This is a genomic window from Microbacterium sp. NPDC079176 (genome assembly GCF_040686675.1).
In the GTDB taxonomy this organism is placed as follows: domain Bacteria; phylum Actinomycetota; class Actinomycetes; order Actinomycetales; family Microbacteriaceae; genus Microbacterium.
The window spans coordinates 283,986-299,818 of record NZ_JBFBLM010000005.1 but is presented as its reverse complement, the minus strand read 5'-3'; the positions used below and the strand labels follow the sequence as shown (position 1 = coordinate 299,818).

Annotated in this window: 17 protein-coding genes; 13 read left to right on the top strand and 4 right to left on the bottom strand. The window is 69.1% G+C overall.

The genetic code is table 11. The features are described 5' to 3' along the window. Positions 1–114 precede the first annotated feature (114 nt). Complete coding sequence (locus AB0P11_RS14485; RefSeq protein WP_363522638.1) at positions 115–975, top strand: fumarylacetoacetate hydrolase family protein; 861 nt, start codon at positions 115–117, stop codon at positions 973–975. Next, positions 957–1,730 (top strand): SDR family oxidoreductase, encoded by a 774-nt coding sequence (locus AB0P11_RS14480; protein ID WP_053097956.1) that lies wholly within the window; start codon positions 957–959, stop codon positions 1,728–1,730. Before AB0P11_RS14485 ends, AB0P11_RS14480 begins: the two co-directional genes overlap by 19 nt. 46 nt (positions 1,731–1,776) lie before the next feature. On the opposite strand, the gene AB0P11_RS14475 is transcribed toward AB0P11_RS14480, so the two are convergent. Beyond that, entirely contained in the window at positions 1,777–2,757 is a 981-nt protein-coding gene (locus AB0P11_RS14475) for an amidohydrolase family protein (RefSeq protein ID WP_363522635.1), read from the bottom strand. A gap of 46 nt (positions 2,758–2,803) precedes the next feature. Here AB0P11_RS14475 and AB0P11_RS14470 point away from each other — a divergent pair, with 46 nt between their 5' ends. Then, positions 2,804–3,481: a FadR/GntR family transcriptional regulator gene (locus tag AB0P11_RS14470; RefSeq protein ID WP_053097960.1), complete on the top strand. Its 678-nt coding sequence runs from the start codon at positions 2,804–2,806 to the stop codon at positions 3,479–3,481. 171 nt (positions 3,482–3,652) lie between these two features. On the opposite strand, the gene AB0P11_RS14465 is transcribed toward AB0P11_RS14470, so the two are convergent. Further along, positions 3,653–4,315, bottom strand: a complete 663-nt coding sequence (locus AB0P11_RS14465; protein ID WP_363522633.1) for a transaldolase family protein — start codon at positions 4,313–4,315, stop codon at positions 3,653–3,655. Between the two features lie 107 nt (positions 4,316–4,422). Here AB0P11_RS14465 and AB0P11_RS14460 point away from each other — a divergent pair, with 107 nt between their 5' ends. The 6 genes from AB0P11_RS14460 (at position 4,423) to AB0P11_RS14435 (ending at position 9,253) form a co-directional block, all read left to right on the top strand. Continuing rightward, entirely contained in the window at positions 4,423–5,373 is a 951-nt protein-coding gene (locus AB0P11_RS14460) for a ribokinase (RefSeq protein ID WP_053097963.1), read from the top strand. Positions 5,374–5,391: 18 nt separating this feature from the next. Beyond that, the gene (gene rbsD, locus AB0P11_RS14455; protein WP_053097964.1) at positions 5,392–5,796 is read left to right on the top strand and encodes a D-ribose pyranase; all 405 of its coding nucleotides are present in this window, start codon (positions 5,392–5,394) and stop codon (positions 5,794–5,796) included. A gap of 1 nt (position 5,797) precedes the next feature. After that, positions 5,798–6,601: a GntR family transcriptional regulator gene (locus AB0P11_RS14450; RefSeq protein WP_053097965.1), complete on the top strand. Its 804-nt coding sequence runs from the start codon at positions 5,798–5,800 to the stop codon at positions 6,599–6,601. Positions 6,602–6,714: 113 nt separating this feature from the next. Next, complete coding sequence (locus AB0P11_RS14445) at positions 6,715–7,524, top strand: hypothetical protein (protein WP_363522630.1); 810 nt, start codon at positions 6,715–6,717, stop codon at positions 7,522–7,524. A 20-nt stretch (positions 7,525–7,544) separates the two neighbouring features. Further along, on the top strand, positions 7,545–8,603 hold the full coding sequence (locus tag AB0P11_RS14440) for a PLP-dependent cysteine synthase family protein (RefSeq protein WP_072591991.1): 1,059 nt from the start codon (positions 7,545–7,547) through the stop codon (positions 8,601–8,603). Between the two features lie 134 nt (positions 8,604–8,737). Continuing rightward, positions 8,738–9,253 (top strand): ACT domain-containing protein, encoded by a 516-nt coding sequence (locus AB0P11_RS14435; RefSeq protein ID WP_053097968.1) that lies wholly within the window; start codon positions 8,738–8,740, stop codon positions 9,251–9,253. Positions 9,254–9,377: 124 nt separating this feature from the next. On the opposite strand, the gene AB0P11_RS14430 is transcribed toward AB0P11_RS14435, so the two are convergent. Beyond that, a complete protein-coding gene (locus tag AB0P11_RS14430) occupies positions 9,378–10,091 on the bottom strand; it encodes an FCD domain-containing protein (RefSeq protein WP_053099265.1) in 714 nt (237 codons plus the stop codon). Positions 10,092–10,256: 165 nt separating this feature from the next. Here AB0P11_RS14430 and AB0P11_RS14425 point away from each other — a divergent pair, with 165 nt between their 5' ends. From AB0P11_RS14425 to AB0P11_RS14410, 4 genes are read left to right on the top strand one after another with little or no spacing between them, the layout of a single operon-like run. After that, positions 10,257–11,492, top strand: a complete 1,236-nt coding sequence (locus AB0P11_RS14425) for an aminotransferase class V-fold PLP-dependent enzyme (protein WP_053097969.1) — start codon at positions 10,257–10,259, stop codon at positions 11,490–11,492. A 60-nt stretch (positions 11,493–11,552) separates the two neighbouring features. Continuing rightward, positions 11,553–12,866, top strand: a complete 1,314-nt coding sequence (locus AB0P11_RS14420) for a sugar ABC transporter substrate-binding protein (RefSeq protein ID WP_053097970.1) — start codon at positions 11,553–11,555, stop codon at positions 12,864–12,866. Between the two features lie 3 nt (positions 12,867–12,869). Continuing rightward, positions 12,870–13,820, top strand: a complete 951-nt coding sequence (locus AB0P11_RS14415) for a sugar ABC transporter permease (RefSeq protein WP_053097971.1) — start codon at positions 12,870–12,872, stop codon at positions 13,818–13,820. After that, positions 13,817–14,722, top strand: coding sequence for a carbohydrate ABC transporter permease (locus AB0P11_RS14410; RefSeq protein WP_200955193.1), 906 nt, complete (start codon positions 13,817–13,819; stop codon positions 14,720–14,722). The genes AB0P11_RS14415 and AB0P11_RS14410 overlap by 4 nt, the downstream gene beginning before the upstream one ends. 62 nt (positions 14,723–14,784) lie before the next feature. Here the strand turns inward: AB0P11_RS14410 and AB0P11_RS14405 are convergent, their stop codons facing one another. Then, the gene (locus AB0P11_RS14405; protein ID WP_053097972.1) at positions 14,785–15,798 is read right to left on the bottom strand and encodes an aldo/keto reductase family protein; all 1,014 of its coding nucleotides are present in this window, start codon (positions 15,796–15,798) and stop codon (positions 14,785–14,787) included. Between the last annotated feature and the right edge of the window lie 35 nt (positions 15,799–15,833).

Sequence of the window (15,833 nt, the reverse complement as noted above, 5' to 3'; positions counted from 1 at the left end):
CGGATATCCGTGCAGATCTCTTGGAGTGTAAACATCGGATGTCTATACTGTCAACGAGACGGGCCGCACTGACGCGCCTCGTCACCCACGGACACCTCACTGAGCAGGAGAGACATGAAGTTCGCACGGCTAGGCACCCCCGGCGCCGAGATCCCCGTCCTCGTCGAAGGCGACCGCTACCTCGATCTGCGCTCTGTGACATCCGATGTGAACGGTGATTTCCTCGCCGGTGATTTCCGGGCTCGCGTCGCTGCGGCCCGTGCCGCCGACGAACTGCCGGTTCTCGGGGATGCCGCGGCGATGCGCATCGGCGCGCCGATCGCCCGCCCGAGCGCCGTCATCTGCATCGGCCAGAACTACGCGGCGCACGCCCGCGAGTCCGGCTCCGAGCCGCCGACCGTCCCGATCATGTTCCTGAAGACGCCGAACACGGTGGTCGGCCCGAACGATGCGGTCACGATCCCCCGCGGCAGCGAGAAGACCGACTGGGAGGTCGAGCTCGGCATCGTGATCGGCGCCCGCGCCGCCTACCTCGATTCGCCCGACGACGCCGACGCCCACATCGCCGGCTACGTGGTGGCGAACGACGTCTCGGAGCGCGCCTTCCAGATGGAGGTCTCGGGCGGGCAGTGGTCGAAGGGCAAGATCGCCCCCGGTTTCAACCCGACCGGCCCCTGGCTGGTGACACCCGACGAGGTCGACGTCGACGACCTGCGGCTGCGCAGCTGGGTGAACGGCGAAGCGCGTCAGGATTCGAACACCGACGACATGATCTTCGACGTGCGCGTGATCGTGCACCACCTGTCGCAGTACGTCACGCTCGAGCCGGGCGATCTGATCCTCACGGGCACTCCCCAGGGCGTGGCCTTCGGGGGCAAGTTCCCCTATCTGACGGCGGGCGACGTGGTCGACATCGAGATCGAAGGACTCGGGCATCAGCGCCAGGAGTTCGTGGCATGGGAGGCACAGAAGTGAGCAGCGCACTCGACGGACTCGTCGCGATCGTGACCGGCGGAGCATCCGGGATCGGAGCGGCCATCGCCGCCCGCCTGCACGCCGACGGCGCGCAGATCGCGGTGCTCGACCGCGACACCTCAGGAGCGGATGCCGCCTTCGCCGCTTTCACGGCCGACGTGTCGGACCGTGCATCGGTCGATGCCGCCGTGGCCGCCGTCGCCGAGAGGTTCGGGCGCATCGACATCGTCGTGAACAACGCCGGGGTCGGCGCCCAGGGCGACATCAGCGCCAACGACGACGACGAGTGGGCGCGTGTGCTCTCGATCAACGTCACGGGCATCGCCCGCGTCACGTCGGCGGCGCTGCCGTGGCTCAAGAAGTCGCCGAGCGCGGCGGTCTGCAACACGGCATCCATCGCCTCGACCACCGGCCTTCCCCAGCGCGCGCTCTACAGCGCGTCGAAGGGCGCCGTCTCGGCTCTGACCCGTGCCATGGCCGCCGATCACCTGCGCGAGGGCATCCGCGTCAACGCCGTCAACCCCGGCACCGCCGACACCCCGTGGGTCGGCCGGCTGCTCGACTCGGCCGACGACCCGGCCGCCGAGCGCGCCGCCCTCGAGGCCCGCCAGCCGCATGGCCGCCTGGTCTCACCCGACGAGGTCGCCGCGGCGGTCGCCTACCTGGTGAGCCCCGCCGCGGGCTCGACCACGGGCACGTTCATCGAGGTCGACGGCGGCATGGCTCAGCTGCGGCTCCGTCCCGTCGGGGGCTGACCGCCGCGTCGCCCACTGTCCTGGTCCCGGCCCCGGACAGTGGGCGCTACGAGCGACCGCCACGCAGCCAACCCAGGATGCCGCGGCGCGGCCGCTCCTCCCGAGAGTCCTCATGCGTCGGCCGCTCTCCGATCCGGTAGAACTCCTCGGCGTTCGTCCACATGATCGCGTCGACGTCGTGCCCGCGGCGCTCGGCCCAGGCGATCACCGCATCCGCCCATCTGATCCGAGCCGTCGGCTGGTACATGGGCGATCCGTCGACGTTCGCGTACGGGTCGCCCTCCTCCGGGGGTCCGATGACCGAGACCGGCCAGTCACTGCCCCACATCAGCCGCTCGACGCCGAACGCATCGGCCGCGGCGTCGAGGAACGGATGCAGCTGCTCGGCCGACCAGTCGCCTCCGGCCTCTCCCGGCAGCCCCGAGAGCTTGCACCACACATTCGGATGCCGTGCCAGGTCGTCGAGATCGCGCACCCATTCCATGGTCGGCGCCACCGGGGCCTTCGCCGTGCCGACCTCGGGCTTGCCGAGGTGATCGAGCACCATCCGCAGCTCGGGCACCGCCCCCGCGAGTCGGGCCACCTCGGGCAGCTGCGCGGCGCGCACGCACGCGTCGAAGGCCCAGCCGCGCGCCGCGACCTCGCGCGCCCCGGTGACGAAGTCTGCCGAGACCGCCAGTCCGTCGGGTTCGCCCTGCAGGTTGTGCCGCACGCCGACCACGAGCGGCTCAGCGGCGAGTCCTTCGAGGTGCGCGGTGGTGTCGGTGCCGCGATCCAGACGCGCCCCCGCGACGATGCCGACCACCCCGACGCGGGGCGCGAGCCCGGCCACCCACCGCACTTCTTCGAGGAAGTCGTCTTCGATGGTCTCGGCCTGCACGAACACCGCGCGCTCGGTCGTCGCGCGGGCGATGCGGGCGTGCTCGATCTCGGTCGCACCGAACAGCCAGGCGAGCGGACCCTCGAGCCACGTGTAGTGCAGAAGCTCGGGGTCCCAGAGGTGCAGGTGCGAATCGAGTACGCGCATGCCCCCATCCTGCCGCAGACATCCGATGAATGGCTAGGATGACGCCATGGCAGTGACTGACGACGCGATCGAGAAGATCAAGGCGATGATCGTGTCGGGCGAACTCGCCCCCGGCGATCGCCTCCCTCCCGAGAAGGAGCTGTCCGAGCGGCTCGGCCTGTCACGCAACTCGATGCGCGAGGCCGTGAAGGCGCTCGAGGTGATCCGGGTGCTCGACGTGCGCCGCGGTGACGGCACCTATGTCACCAGCCTGGAGCCCCACCTGCTGCTCGAGGCGATCTCGTTCGTGGTCGACATGCACGACGACGACTCGATGCTCGAGATCTTCGCGGTGCGACGGATGCTGGAGTCGCAGGCGACCGGCCTCGCGGCCACCCTCGGCAGCGACGACGCGATCGCCGGCCTCGAGAGCGAGGTCGCCTCCATCGATCCGACGGTCAGCATCGAAGAGCTCGTCGAGCACGACATCCGCTTCCACCGTGAGATCGTCGGCATGGCCGGCAACGCCTATCTCGCCAGCCTCATCGAGCACCTGAGCAGTCAGACCGTGCGCGCCCGCGTGTGGCGTGGTCTCACCGAGGGCGGAGCGGTCGAGCGCACCCTCTCGGAGCACCGTGCGATCGCCGACGCCATCGCCCGGCGCGATTCGGGTCTCGCCACCTCGCTGGCCACGGCGCACATCGCCGGCGTCGAGCGGTGGCTGCGCCAGGCGGCATCCGCCTGACGCAGCGACGCCTTTTCTCGGCCACGCGTCCCTCAAGCCTTCCCTGCACGCTTTCGTCGTCCGGGCCCCGACAGGCACGTTCGGCCAGATGCGCTTCGCTCGGCCGTATCCGTGACGTCGGGCCGAATCTGGCGCGTCTGGCCGACGCTGGCCCACTCGCCGAAGCGCGACTCAGGCCCCGAGCCGCCCCATCGCCGCGTCGAACTCGGCGGCGGAGCTGTCGCTGACCTCGTGGAACAGCACCTGCTCGATCACGTCGGGTGCCGCCGTGAAGTACGGCACCCCCGCGAGACGCAGACCGGTGATGTCGTCGGGTGATCGCAGGCTGGCCGCGAGCACGTTCGAGTCGCTGCCCGCGCACACCTCCTGCATGCGGGCGATCACCGTATCCCCGTCGATGCCGGCATCCCGCATCCGTCCGAGGTAGGGGGCGATGTACTGCGCCCCGATCGAGGCGCATGCCAGCGCCTGTGCGACCGAGTAGACGGCGGTGACGAGCACGGTCGCGCCGTCGCGCACCAGAGCGGATGCCGCGGCGAAGCCGTCGCGGGTCGCCGGCACCTTCACGGCCACGCGATCGCCCAGCGCACGGATGCCCTCGGCGTTGCGGAGGAAGGATGCGGTGTCGCCGCCCCACGTCTGGAAGAAGATCTCGCGGGCGCCCTCGTCCGACCAGCGGGCGTAGAGGTCGGGGATCTCCGCGGCGGTGCGGCCGCCGCGCTCGAGGATCGTGGGGTTGGTCGTCACGCCGTGCACGACGCCCGCGGTGAGGAGCGAGGCGACGCGGTCGACGTCCGCGCTGTCGACATAGAGACGGGGGGCCAGCGCGGTCATCGGGTCTCCTTGTGCACAACCTGTCGTTACAGGTTCGGATTCGGCTAATGTAATGACAGCCGCGGAGGATGTCAAAGCACCCCGCATCGACGACGATCAGGAGTGCCATGACAGCCGCCACCTCGCCCGATCGCACCGGCGTCGTCATCGTCGGCAGCGTGACCGCAGACGTGACGACCTTCTCGACCAGGCTCCCCGCCCGCGGAGAGACCATCCTCGGCGACGAGTTCACCCTGATGCTCGGCGGCAAGGGCGCGAATCAGGCGGTCGCCGCCGGACGATCGGGGGCCCGCACGAGCTTCGTCGGATGCGTGGGAGACGACCTCTTCCACGACCTCGTCGTCGACGGGCTGAGCGAGGCCGGAGTCGACCTCACGCACCTCCGCACGGTGCCGGGGCCGACGGGCATCGCGCACATCCGCGTCGACGCCTCGGCGCAGAACGACATCGTCATGGTGCCTCTGGCCAACGCCGCGCTCAGCACCGAGCAGATCGACGCGGCGCTCGAAGCCCTCGCGCCGACCACGTCGGTGCTGCTCACCCAGCTCGAGACGCCCTCGGCGCTCACCGCGCACATCACGTCACGAGGACGCGAGCACGGCATGACCGTCATCCTCGACCCCGCCCCCGCCGCTCCGCTGGATGACGCCGTGTGGGCGAGCATCGACATCGTCACCCCGAACGAGACCGAGGCCTCGGTGCTCAGCGGCGTCGAGGTGACGGATGCCGCGTCGGCGGAGATCGCCGGACGCTGGTTCCTCGACCGGGGCGTCGGCGCCGCCGTGATCACGCTCGCGGGTCAGGGCTCGTGCGTCGTGACCGCAGCGGGAGCATCCGTCATCCCGCCCTTCCCGGTCGAGGCCGTCGACACCACCGCGGCCGGCGACGCCTACGCCGGGTATCTCGGCGCCGCCCTCGCCAACGGCTGGGAGCTGACGGATGCCGTTCGCCTGGCGACCGCCGCCGGAGCCCTCGCCGTCACGAAGCAGGGCGCGTCGCCCAGCCTGCCGCTGCGGGCCGAGGTCGACGCCTTCCTGGCCGCCCGAGAAGCCCACTGACATCCCCGAGGAGACATCATGCGCAAGACAGCGACGACCATCAACCCCGCACTCTCGCGCGTGATCAGCGAGACCGGCCACACCGATCTGCTGGTGGTCACCGATGCCGGCCTGCCCATCCCGCCCGGATCCGAGCGCATCGACCTCGCCTATCGTCCCGGCGCTCCGGCCTTCTTCGACGTGCTCGACACCGTGCTCGCCGAGCTCGTCGTGGAGGGAGCGACGGTGTCGGCCGAGGTCGCCGAGAAGAGCCCCGAGGTGCTGGCCGCGCTGCGCGAGCGCTTCGCCGACCAGGACTTCGAGATCGAGCTCATCCCGCACGTCGACTTCAAGAAGCTGACCCACTCGGCGCGCGCGTTCGTGCGCTCGGGAGAGTTCACCCCCTACGCGAACGTGATCCTGCACGCGGGAGTGGCGTACTGATATGAACGACACGATCGACCGCCACTCCGCCGCGCCCATGTACGACCAGCTGCGTCAGCTGATCGTCGACGGCATCTCGAGAGACGGCCTGCAGCCCGGCGACCCGCTGCCCGGCGAGCACCGCCTCTGCGAGCGGTACGGCATCTCGCGCACCGTGGTGCGCCAGGCGTTGGCCCAGCTCGAGCACGAGGGGCTCGTCGAACGCGTCAAGGGCAAGGGCACGTTCGTGTCGCGCCCCCGCACGAGCGAGAGCCTGGTGCACACGCTGATCGGCCTCTACGACGACGTCGAGCGCCGCGGCGGGCACGTGCACAGCGACGTCCTGCGCCACGAGCAGACTCTCGCCGACGACGAGATCGCGGCGGCACTCGAGGTCGACCCTGGCGCACCGGTCGTGGTGCTCGACCGTCTGCGTCACGTCGACGGCGAACCCTGGTCGCTCTCGACCACCTGGATGCCGGATGCCGTCGGCGGAGTCACGCTCGGCGTCGACCTCTCGGAGCGGTCCCTGTACCGCCTGCTCGCCGATCACGACATCGTGGCGACCAGCGGCGTCCGCTCGGCCGAGGCCACCGTCGCGACCCACGAGCAGGCGCAGCATCTGGGGGTGAGCGCCGGCTCCGCCCTGCTGCGACTGCGCAGCGTGAGCCGTTCCTCCGACGGCACGCCGATCGAGTACTTCGTGGCGCACCACCGCGGCGACCGCTCGCGCTTCGAGTTCCAGCTGCAGCAGGAGCAGTCGCAGGCGTCGCTGCTGCACGTCGACGGCGACGGCAGCACCTCGCGCGCTGGCACCGTCCGCTAGCCGCATCCGCATGCGGCATCCACTCACAGGTGGGTCGGCCGAGCACGGGTCGCGGACTAGCCTGGAACGAGAGCACGCATCGCACGGGGCGATGCGATCGGGGGGAAGACACGATGGTCGACGACGCGCATCCACCGGCATCCGACTCCGACCCGGTCATCCCTCCGCCGCCCGCCGCGGCGCCGGGACAGCTCGGATCCTCCGTCCCGCTGGCCCCGCCGCTGGGCGGGATCCCCGGGCCGCCCGCGCCGCTGCCGCCGTACGCCTCTGCCTCCCAGCCGGGGCAGCATCCGCAGATGGCCGCGTACCCGCCGCCGCACCCGGGGCAGCCGTCGCCTCCCTACGGCGCCGCATATCCTTCCCCGTCCGCGCCTCCTCCTCCGCGTTCAGGACGGACCGTCGGCATCGTCATCGCAGCGGTCGCGGCGTTCGTGCTGATCGTCGTCGTGGGCATCGCGGTGGCCGTGAGCCTGCTGCTGAGCTCGCGCACCGAACCGGCGACCGCGCCTCCGGCCACGAGCGTCACGGAAGAGCCCGCAGCGCCTTCCGAGGCACCGCAGGGCGACCCGGACTCCGACGGCTCGGGCGACGCCGATGCCTCCGCCATCGCCGACGCGCTCCAGGCGAAGATCGACGAGTACAAGCGCCTGCGCGACAGCGGCGCGCTCTGGCAGAGCATCCCCGACACCGAGTTCAACCGCACGGCCGTCTCCGCCTTCCTCTACTTCCTCACCGACATGAAGGTCGCCACCATCTGGGGTGTCGACGATGCGCAGGCGCAGGAGTACGAGGAGCGCATGACGATGCTCGAGGAGCGTCTGCTCGCCGAGCAGCCCCTCGGCGACGACATCCAGATCACCCTCGAGGACGAGGTCTTCACGTACGACGGCGAGACGGGCGAGGGCGGCTACACGCCCCGCTAGAGGAGCGTTACGCTCGAAGCATGAGCGACTGGACCAGCACCGCGATCGCCCTGCTGGAAGCCGACGCCAACCGCAGCGCCGACACCCATCTGCACCTCTTCCCGCTGCCACCCGAGTGGGGCATCGACCTGTACCTGAAAGACGAGTCGGTGCATCCGACCGGGTCGCTCAAGCACCGTCTCGCGCGCTCGCTGATCCTGTACGGACTCGTCAACGGACGCATCACCGAGGACTCCACTCTCGTCGAGTCGTCCAGCGGATCGACGGCCGTCTCCGAGGCGTACTTCGCGCGGATGCTGGGGCTGCCCTTCGTCACCGTCGTACCGCGCTCGACCAGCCAGGAGAAGATCGACCTCATCGAGTTCTACGGCGGACGCTGTCACTTCGTCGACCGCGCCGAGGACATGTCTCCTGAGGCTCAGCGCCTGGCCTCCGAATGCCATGGCCACTACCTCGACCAGTTCACGTTCGCCGAGCGGGCGACCGACTGGCGCGGCAACAACAACATCGCCGAGAGCGTGTTCAGCCAGCTGTCGCAGGAACGCCACCCGATCCCCCGCTGGATCGTCGTGGGCGCAGGCACCGGCGGCACGAGCGCCACCTTCGGCCGGTACGTGAAGTACCGCCGCCACGAGACGCAGATCGCGGTCGTCGACCCCGAGGGTTCGGCGTTCTACGACGGATGGGCGGGCACCGTCGACGCGCCGGCCGGACGCCCCAGTCGCATCGAGGGCATCGGCCGTCCGCGCGTCGAGGCCTCGTTCGTGCCCAGCGTGATCGACGAGATGATCCGCGTTCCCGACGCGGGGTCGATCGCCGCGATCCGGATGCTGCGCGAGCGCACCCTGCACTGGGCCGGAGGTTCGACCGGCACCAACCTGTACGGCGCATTCCAGCTGATCGCGCGCATGCGCGCGGCGGGCGAGACCGGCAGCATCGTCACGCTCATCTGCGACAGCGGCATCCGCTACGCCGGCACGTACTTCAACGATGAGTGGGTCGCCGAGCAGGGCTGGGACCTCGACCCGCATCGCACCCGCCTCGATCACTTCCTCGAGACCGGGGTCTGGGTCGACTGACCCTCGTTCCGCTTCCATGACTCCGGAGATCCGGGCAGGTCACCCGGGAGAACACGCTTCCTCGGGTTCGAGCCGCCACATTCTCCGGAGTCACGGCACGTCGCGGGCCGAGGCGCTCCGGCTACGCTGGCCGCATGACTACTCTCATCCTCACTGTCGCGGGTGCCGATCGCCCCGGACTCGTCGCAGCCGTCGCCGATGTCGTCGATGCCCACGGCGGAAACTGGGAGAACAGCTCGCTGGCCGAGCTCGCGGGCACCTTCGCCGGAGTGATCGAGGTCTCGGTCGCCGCCGACCGTTCCGACGAGCTGCAGACGGCGCTCCGCGGACTTCAGGGACAGGGGCTCCTGACGCTCGCCGTCCTCACCGGAACGCCTGATGACGACGCGGAGGACGAGCAGCGACTCGAGATCCGGGTGCTGGGCAACGACCGATCCGGCATCGTCCGCGAGGTCTCGAACGTGCTGAACGCGCACGAACTCAGCATCGAGGAGCTCGCGACCGAGACCCGGGATGCCGCGATGGCCGGCGGCCGTCTGTTCGAGGCCTCCGTGATCGCACGGGTTCCGTCGTCGGTCGACATCGATGCCCTGCGTCGCGACCTCGAGCGCATCGCCACGGAGATCCAGGTCGACATCACCCTCGCCTGACCGCAGCGTCCCCTCCGCCCGATACGCACACAGCGCCCCGCACGGCCCACGGGGCGACCGCACGCCTGTGCAGACCGAGGCGAACTGTGCAGAACGGGAGAAATGAGAGGGCGATCGTCGTCACTCAGGGCGACTCGACGGACGATCCTTCGGCGCGCAGATCCGTATCGGTGTACCGGCGCACCCAGTACTCGGTCTGAGCCACGTGGGCGGATGCCGCAGCCGACGCCGCGACCGGGTCCGCCGCCGCGAGTCCGCGGAGGATCGCCCGGTGCCCGGCATCCGAGTGGAGCTTGAGTTCGGCGGCGTCGCCGGCATCCGGGATCCGATAGGCCCGCGAGCGAGAGCGCAGCACGTCGATCAGGCTCGTGAGCGCGTCGTTGCCGGCGACCTCCGAGATCGTCATGTGGAAGGCGTGGTCGAGGCGGGAGTGGTCCTCGAAGTCGTCGCTCGCCTCGATCTCATCGAGCACGCCACTGAGCGTCTCGATCGTGGCGGCGTCGATGCGGGCCGCGGCGAGCGCAGCCGCGTGGGGCTCGAGCACCCGGCGAAGCTCCGTCAGTTCGAGCACCCCGGCCATGGGCAGGAGTCCGACCGTGAGAGAGAGGCTGCCGATCAGGTCGGCGGCGCGCAGCTCGCTGACGTAGCTGCCCGAGCCGTGCCGGGTCTCGAGCACACCGAGGGCGGCCAGCATGCGGATGGCTTCGCGCAGCGATCCGCGTGAGACGCCGAGCGTCTCGCACAGCTCACCCTCGCTCGGCAGACGGTCGCCGGGACGCAGCTCGCCGTCCGCGATCAGCGCACGCAGCCCGTGCAGCGCTGTGTCCAGTGCGCTCATCGTCATCCTCCTGACACCGCCCGATCCCCTTGCTGAGTCTGTCGGACGCAGACCCTTCGTCAAATTCGTATGACAACTATGTTTCATCCTCGCCTTTTCGTAGCCATTTCGAAAGCCGTGTGGCAAAGTTGTGCAACAACTCCCCCACTGCACCGACGAGGACCGATGCCCGCACCACTCTTCCCCGCACCGCTCACGCTGAACTCCGGCATCCGAGCCCGTGATGCGTGGCCGCTCGATCCCGACGTGATCCACCTGAACCACGGCTCGTTCGGCGCGGTTCCCACGGCCGTCGTCGAGCAGCAGGATGCCCTGCGACGTCGCGCCGACCTCAGCCCGGTCGAGTGGTTCCCCCGCATCGCCGAGCGGGTGCGCGACGCTCGCGAGCGCACGGCTCCGTTCCTCGGCGCCCATGCCGAAGACAGCGTCTTCGTCCCGAACGCCTCCGCCGCTGCGACCGTCGTCTACAACGCCCTGCACCTCGAGCGCGGCGACGAGATCCTCGTCACCGACCAGGGCTACGGAGCGATCACCATGGGCGCGCAGCGCCTGGCCCGCCGCTTCGGAGCATCCGTCCGCGCCGTCGAGCTGCCGCTGCTCGCCTCCGACGACGAGGTCGTGCAGCGCTTCGCCGACGCACTCACTCCGGCCACCCGCCTGATCGTGGTCGACCAGATCACCTCGCCGACCGCGCGGATGCTGCCGACCCGGCGCATCGCCGAGCTCGCGGCGGAACGGGGCATCCGCACCCTCGTCGACGGCGCTCATGCTCCCGGTCTCGTCGCCGATGCCGCCGCGGTCGCCGGCGGCGACTGGTGGTTCGGCAACCTGCACAAGTGGCCCTGCGCCCCGCGCGGTTCCGCCCTGCTCGTCACCAACGCCCCCGACCGCGACGACCTGTGGCCGCTCATCGACTCGTGGGCGGCGAACGAGCCCTACCCCGAGCGCTTCGACACCCAGGGCACGATCGACGCGACGACCTACCTCGCCACCCCGGCATCGATCGAGTTCATCGAGTCCGAGTTCGGGTGGCACAACGCCCGTCAGGCGATGGCGCAGATGGCGGATGCCGGGGCCGAGATCATCGCCGAGGGCCTGCGCCCCTACGGCGACGAAGACCCCCTCACTCCGTTGCCCTCGCCCGTGCCGTCGATGCGACTCGTGCGTCTGCCGCTCGGACTCGGCTCGACCCGCGAAGAGGCCGATGCCCTGCGCATGGACCTGCTCGACGAGACCGGCGTCGAGACCGCGTTCACCAGCTTCCGCGGCGTCGGCTACTTCCGCCTGTCGGCGCACCTCTACACAGAGGCGTCCGACTTCGAGGCCTTCGTCGAGCGCTGCATCCCGCAGATCCTCCGCCGTGCCGGCATCCGCACCGCCGACTCCATCATCGTCTCCTGACCCGACCCACCCCTCCACCCACCACCCGACCCACCACCATCACCAACTGAGAGGCACCTCGTGAAGAAGAACAGAATCTTGACGACCGCCGCGGGAATCGGCACCGTCGCCGCACTCGCGCTCACCGGCTGTTCCGCAGGCGGCGGCGAGTCCGCCGACGGCACCGTCACCCTGCAGATGGTCGAGAGCCTGACCAATCCTGCCCGCACCGACCTGCTGCGCGGACTCCTCGACGACTTCGAGAAGGAGAACCCCGACATCAAGGTCAAGCTCGTCTCGCCGCCCACCGAGCAGGCCGACGCGAAGATCCAGCAGATGCTGCAGTCGGGCAAGGGCGTCGACGTCCTCGAGGTCCGCGACATCACCGTCGGACCGTTCGCGAACAACGGCTGGCTGCACGACATCTCGGCCGACCTCGAGAAGTGGGACGGCTGGGATGCCCTCACCGACAACGCGCAGTCGGCGTCCGTGGCCGCAGACGGCAAGAGCTACTTCGTGCCGTACGGCTTCTACGGCCTCTCGCTGTTCTATCGCACCGACCTCGTCGAGGAGGCGGGCTTCGACGGCCCGCCGCACAGCTGGAAGGATCTGCTCGAGCAGGCCAGCGCCATCCAGGACCCCGCGAACAACATCTACGGCTACGCGTTCCGCGGTGGCCAGAACGCGAACAGCAATGTGGTCGCGGCTATCGAGGCCTACACGATCGACGGCCTCGACGTCGATGACGCCTTCCTGATGGAGGACGGGTCGACGATCTTCGCCGCTCCCGAGGCGCAGGAAGCCGTCGACGACTACTTCGACCTCTTCAAGGAGGCGTCGCCGCCGTCCGCCGTGTCGTGGGGCTACCCCGAGATGGTCGCCGGTTTCACCAACGGCACCACGGCGTTCCTGCTGCAGGACCCCGAGGTCATCGCGACCGTGCAGGACTCCTCTCTGACCGAGGATCAGTGGGACACCGCCCCGCTGCTCGTCGGGCCGTCGGGCAAGGCCGCGCAGCCGCTGGCCGTCGCCGGCTGGGGCGTCGCGGAGAACAGCGAGCACCAGGATGCCGCGGTCAAGCTCGTCGAGTTCCTCTCGTCGGCCGAGCCGGCCACCGAGTTCGCGCAGGCCAACAGCCTCGTGCCGATCATCTCCGAGGCAGCCGATGACGAGTTCTACTCCTCGGGCCCGTGGACGAGCTACGTCACGATGACCGAGGATCCCGAGACCTACGTCAACGTCAAGCAGCCTCGCGGCGTCAGCTGGTGGACCGAGTGGATCCAGAAGTCCGACCAGGACGTGCAGAACGTGCTGCTCGGCAACATGTCGACCACCGAGCTGCTCGAGTCGTGGGACACCTTCTGGACCGAGAAGTACGCTGCGGAAAAGGGCTGATCCGTGACCCGGACCACTCTCGAAGGGGGCTCCGTCGGCACCGCCGGCGGGGCCTCCCCGGCATCCCGCCGGCGCCGCCCCTTCCGTGGCCGCCACGCGCTGACGCTGCTGGCCTTCATGGCCCCGGCGATCGTGTTCGTGTGCTGGTTCACCTACTGGCCGATGCTGCAGGGCGCACGCATGGCCTTCCACGACTGGAACCTGTGGGATCTCACCTCCACCCCGTGGGTGGGTTTCGACAACTTCGTCACCGTCTTCCAGGACCCCGCCTTCCCGATCGTCGCCTGGAACTCCGTCCTGTGGGTCGTCGGCTCGCTCGTGCCTCAGCTCGTGATCGGCTTCCTGATCGCGCTCGCCCTGCGCAAGCGCTTCCGCTTCCGCGGCCTCTACCAGGCGCTCGTGTTCTTCCCGTGGGCCGTCTCGGGCTTCCTGATCGGGATGCTGTTCCGCTGGATGTTCAACGCCGAGTTCGGCGTCGTGAACGACCTGCTCATGAAGGCCGGCCTGATCGACGCCCCGCTGCCCTGGCTGGCGGATCCGAAGCTCGCGATGTTCGCGGTCATCGTCGCCAACATCTGGTACGGCGTGACCTTCTTCGCGATCATGATCCTCGCGGCTCTGCAGTCCGTGCCCGATGAGATGCTCGAGGCCGCGAGCCTCGACGGCGCAGGCAAGGTGCGTCAGCTGTTCTCGATCATCATCCCGTACATCTCGATGACGCTGCTGCTGACGATCCTGCTGCGCATCATCTGGATCTTCAACTTCCCCGACATCATCTACGCGATGACCAACGGCGGGCCGGCGAACCAGACCCACATCATCACGACGTGGATGATCAACTACACGCAGCAGGGCAACTACGGCATCGCGAGCGCCATCGGACTCATCGTCGTCGCGTTCCTGTTCGTGTTCTGCGCGTTCTACCTCATGGCGATGCGGAGGGTCCAGCGATGACCATCACCGGAACCACGGTCACCGAGACCCGGCGTCTCACCGTCCCCGACATCGCGAAGGCACCGCGTCCGAAGCGCAAGGTCTCGGCCGGCGGCGTCGTGCGCGTCGTCGGTCTCGCCCTCTGGCTCGTCATCACGCTCTTCCCGCTGTACTGGATCGCGCTGACGTCGTTCAAGTCGCCGGGAACGATCAACTCCTTCCCGATCGAGTACTGGCCCAGCGAGCCGTCGCTCGACAACTACGTGAGCCTGTTCGAGCAGAGCTCGTTCGGGGTCTTCCTCGGCAACTCGGCTCTGGTGGCGACGATCGCGGGTGCGGTCGCGACGCTCATCGCTCTGCTCAGCGCCTATGTGATCGCGCGCTTCGAGTTCCGCGGCAAGGGGACGGTGCTGGTGGCGTTCCTGCTCACGCAGATGATCCCCGCGTTCATCGCGCTGGGGCCGCTGTACTCGATGATGACCGACCTGGGCCTCGTCGACACCAAGCCCGGCCTGATCCTCGTGTACATCGCGGTCTGCATCCCGTTCTCCACGGTCATGCTGCGCGGTTTCTTCGAGAACGTGCCGGACGCGCTCGAAGAGGCGGCGATGATCGACGGATGCTCGCGCTTCGGCGCGCTGTTCCGGGTGCTCGTGCCGGTGATGACCCCGGGCATCATCGCGGCCTTCATCTTCAACTTCGTCAACTGCTGGAACGAGCTGTTCCTGTCGGTCGTGCTGATGAACACCGACGAGAACCGCACCGTGCCGTCGGCGCTGAACGGGTTCATCTCGACCTTCAACATCGACTGGGGCTCGATGAGCGCCGCAGCCGTGCTGACGATCCTGCCGACCATGGTGATGTTCGCACTCGCGAGCCGCTGGATCGTGCAGGGCCTGACCGCCGGCGCCGTCAAGGAGTAGGCGCATCCGGACATGACGAAGGCCGCCGCCTCTCAGGGACGGCGGCCTTCGTCAAGCATCCGTCAGACCAGGCGGGCCTTCGGCGACACCGAGTACGTGGCCTCTGCATCGCGGTTGACCGTGTCGCCCAGTGCGGTGTCGATCGCCGCGAGCGTGTCGGCGTCGAGCGTCACTCCCGAGGCCTTGACCGTCTCGGCGAGCTGCTCGGGGCGCGAGGCCCCGACGAGAGCTGCGGCGACGTTCGGGTTCTGCAGCACCCAGGCGATCGCGAGCTGCGGCATCGACAGGCCGGCCTGCTCGGCGATCGGCTTGAGCTTCTGCACGGCGGTGAGGATGTCGTCCTGCAGGAACCCCTTGATGAAGTCGGAGCCGCTGTGCGGATCCGTCGCGCGGGAGCCCTCGGGAACCGGCTGACCCGGCAGGTACTTGCCCGACAGCACGCCCTGCGCCATCGGCGACCAGACGATCTGCGAGATGCCGAGCTCCTCCGATGCGGGCACGACCTTGCCCTCGATCACACGGTGCAGCATCGAGTACTGCGGCTGGTTCGAGATCAGCTGCACGCCGAGCTGCTTCGCGAGGGCGTGCCCCTCGCGCAGCTGCTCGGCCGTCCACTCCGAGACGCCGATGTAGAGGGCCTTGCCCTGGCGCACGACGTCGGCGAACGCCTGGAACGTCTCCTCGAGCGGGGTCTCGTAGTCGAAGCGGTGCGCCTGGTAGAGGTCGACGTAGTCGGTGCCGAGGCGCGTCAGCGAGCCGTTGATCGATTCGAGGATGTGCTTGCGGCTCAGCCCGGTGTCGTTCGGACCCTTGGGGCCGGTCGGGAAGTAGACCTTCGTGAAGATCTCGAGACCCTCGCGGCGCTGACCCTCGAGCGCCTTGCCAAGCACGACCTCTGCCGCGGTGTTCGCGTAGGTGTCTGCGGTGTCGAATGTGGTGATGCCGGCGTCGAGCGCCGCGTGCACCGTCTTGACGGCGGCGTCGTCGCCGACCTGCGAAGCGTGCGTGACCCAGTTGCCGTAGGTGATCTCAGAGACCTTGAGACCGCTGTTGCCGAGATAGCGATAGTTGACCATGCCATAACGCTACCGGCCGTGGCAGACGCCGGGCC

Coding starts and splice junctions, on each gene's coding strand:
- AB0P11_RS14485 (WP_363522638.1), top strand. CDS start 115: ATGAAGTTCGCACGGCTAGGCACCCCCGGCGCCGAGATCCCCGTCCTC.
- AB0P11_RS14480 (WP_053097956.1), top strand. CDS start 957: ATGGGAGGCACAGAAGTGAGCAGCGCACTCGACGGACTCGTCGCGATC.
- AB0P11_RS14475 (WP_363522635.1), bottom strand. CDS start 2,757: ATGCGCGTACTCGATTCGCACCTGCACCTCTGGGACCCCGAGCTTCTG.
- AB0P11_RS14470 (WP_053097960.1), top strand. CDS start 2,804: ATGGCAGTGACTGACGACGCGATCGAGAAGATCAAGGCGATGATCGTG.
- AB0P11_RS14465 (WP_363522633.1), bottom strand. CDS start 4,315: ATGACCGCGCTGGCCCCCCGTCTCTATGTCGACAGCGCGGACGTCGAC.
- AB0P11_RS14460 (WP_053097963.1), top strand. CDS start 4,423: ATGACAGCCGCCACCTCGCCCGATCGCACCGGCGTCGTCATCGTCGGC.
- rbsD (WP_053097964.1), top strand. CDS start 5,392: ATGCGCAAGACAGCGACGACCATCAACCCCGCACTCTCGCGCGTGATC.
- AB0P11_RS14450 (WP_053097965.1), top strand. CDS start 5,798: ATGAACGACACGATCGACCGCCACTCCGCCGCGCCCATGTACGACCAG.
- AB0P11_RS14445 (WP_363522630.1), top strand. CDS start 6,715: ATGGTCGACGACGCGCATCCACCGGCATCCGACTCCGACCCGGTCATC.
- AB0P11_RS14440 (WP_072591991.1), top strand. CDS start 7,545: ATGAGCGACTGGACCAGCACCGCGATCGCCCTGCTGGAAGCCGACGCC.
- AB0P11_RS14435 (WP_053097968.1), top strand. CDS start 8,738: ATGACTACTCTCATCCTCACTGTCGCGGGTGCCGATCGCCCCGGACTC.
- AB0P11_RS14430 (WP_053099265.1), bottom strand. CDS start 10,091: ATGAGCGCACTGGACACAGCGCTGCACGGGCTGCGTGCGCTGATCGCG.
- AB0P11_RS14425 (WP_053097969.1), top strand. CDS start 10,257: ATGCCCGCACCACTCTTCCCCGCACCGCTCACGCTGAACTCCGGCATC.
- AB0P11_RS14410 (WP_200955193.1), top strand. CDS start 13,817: ATGACCATCACCGGAACCACGGTCACCGAGACCCGGCGTCTCACCGTC.
- AB0P11_RS14405 (WP_053097972.1), bottom strand. CDS start 15,798: ATGGTCAACTATCGCTATCTCGGCAACAGCGGTCTCAAGGTCTCTGAG.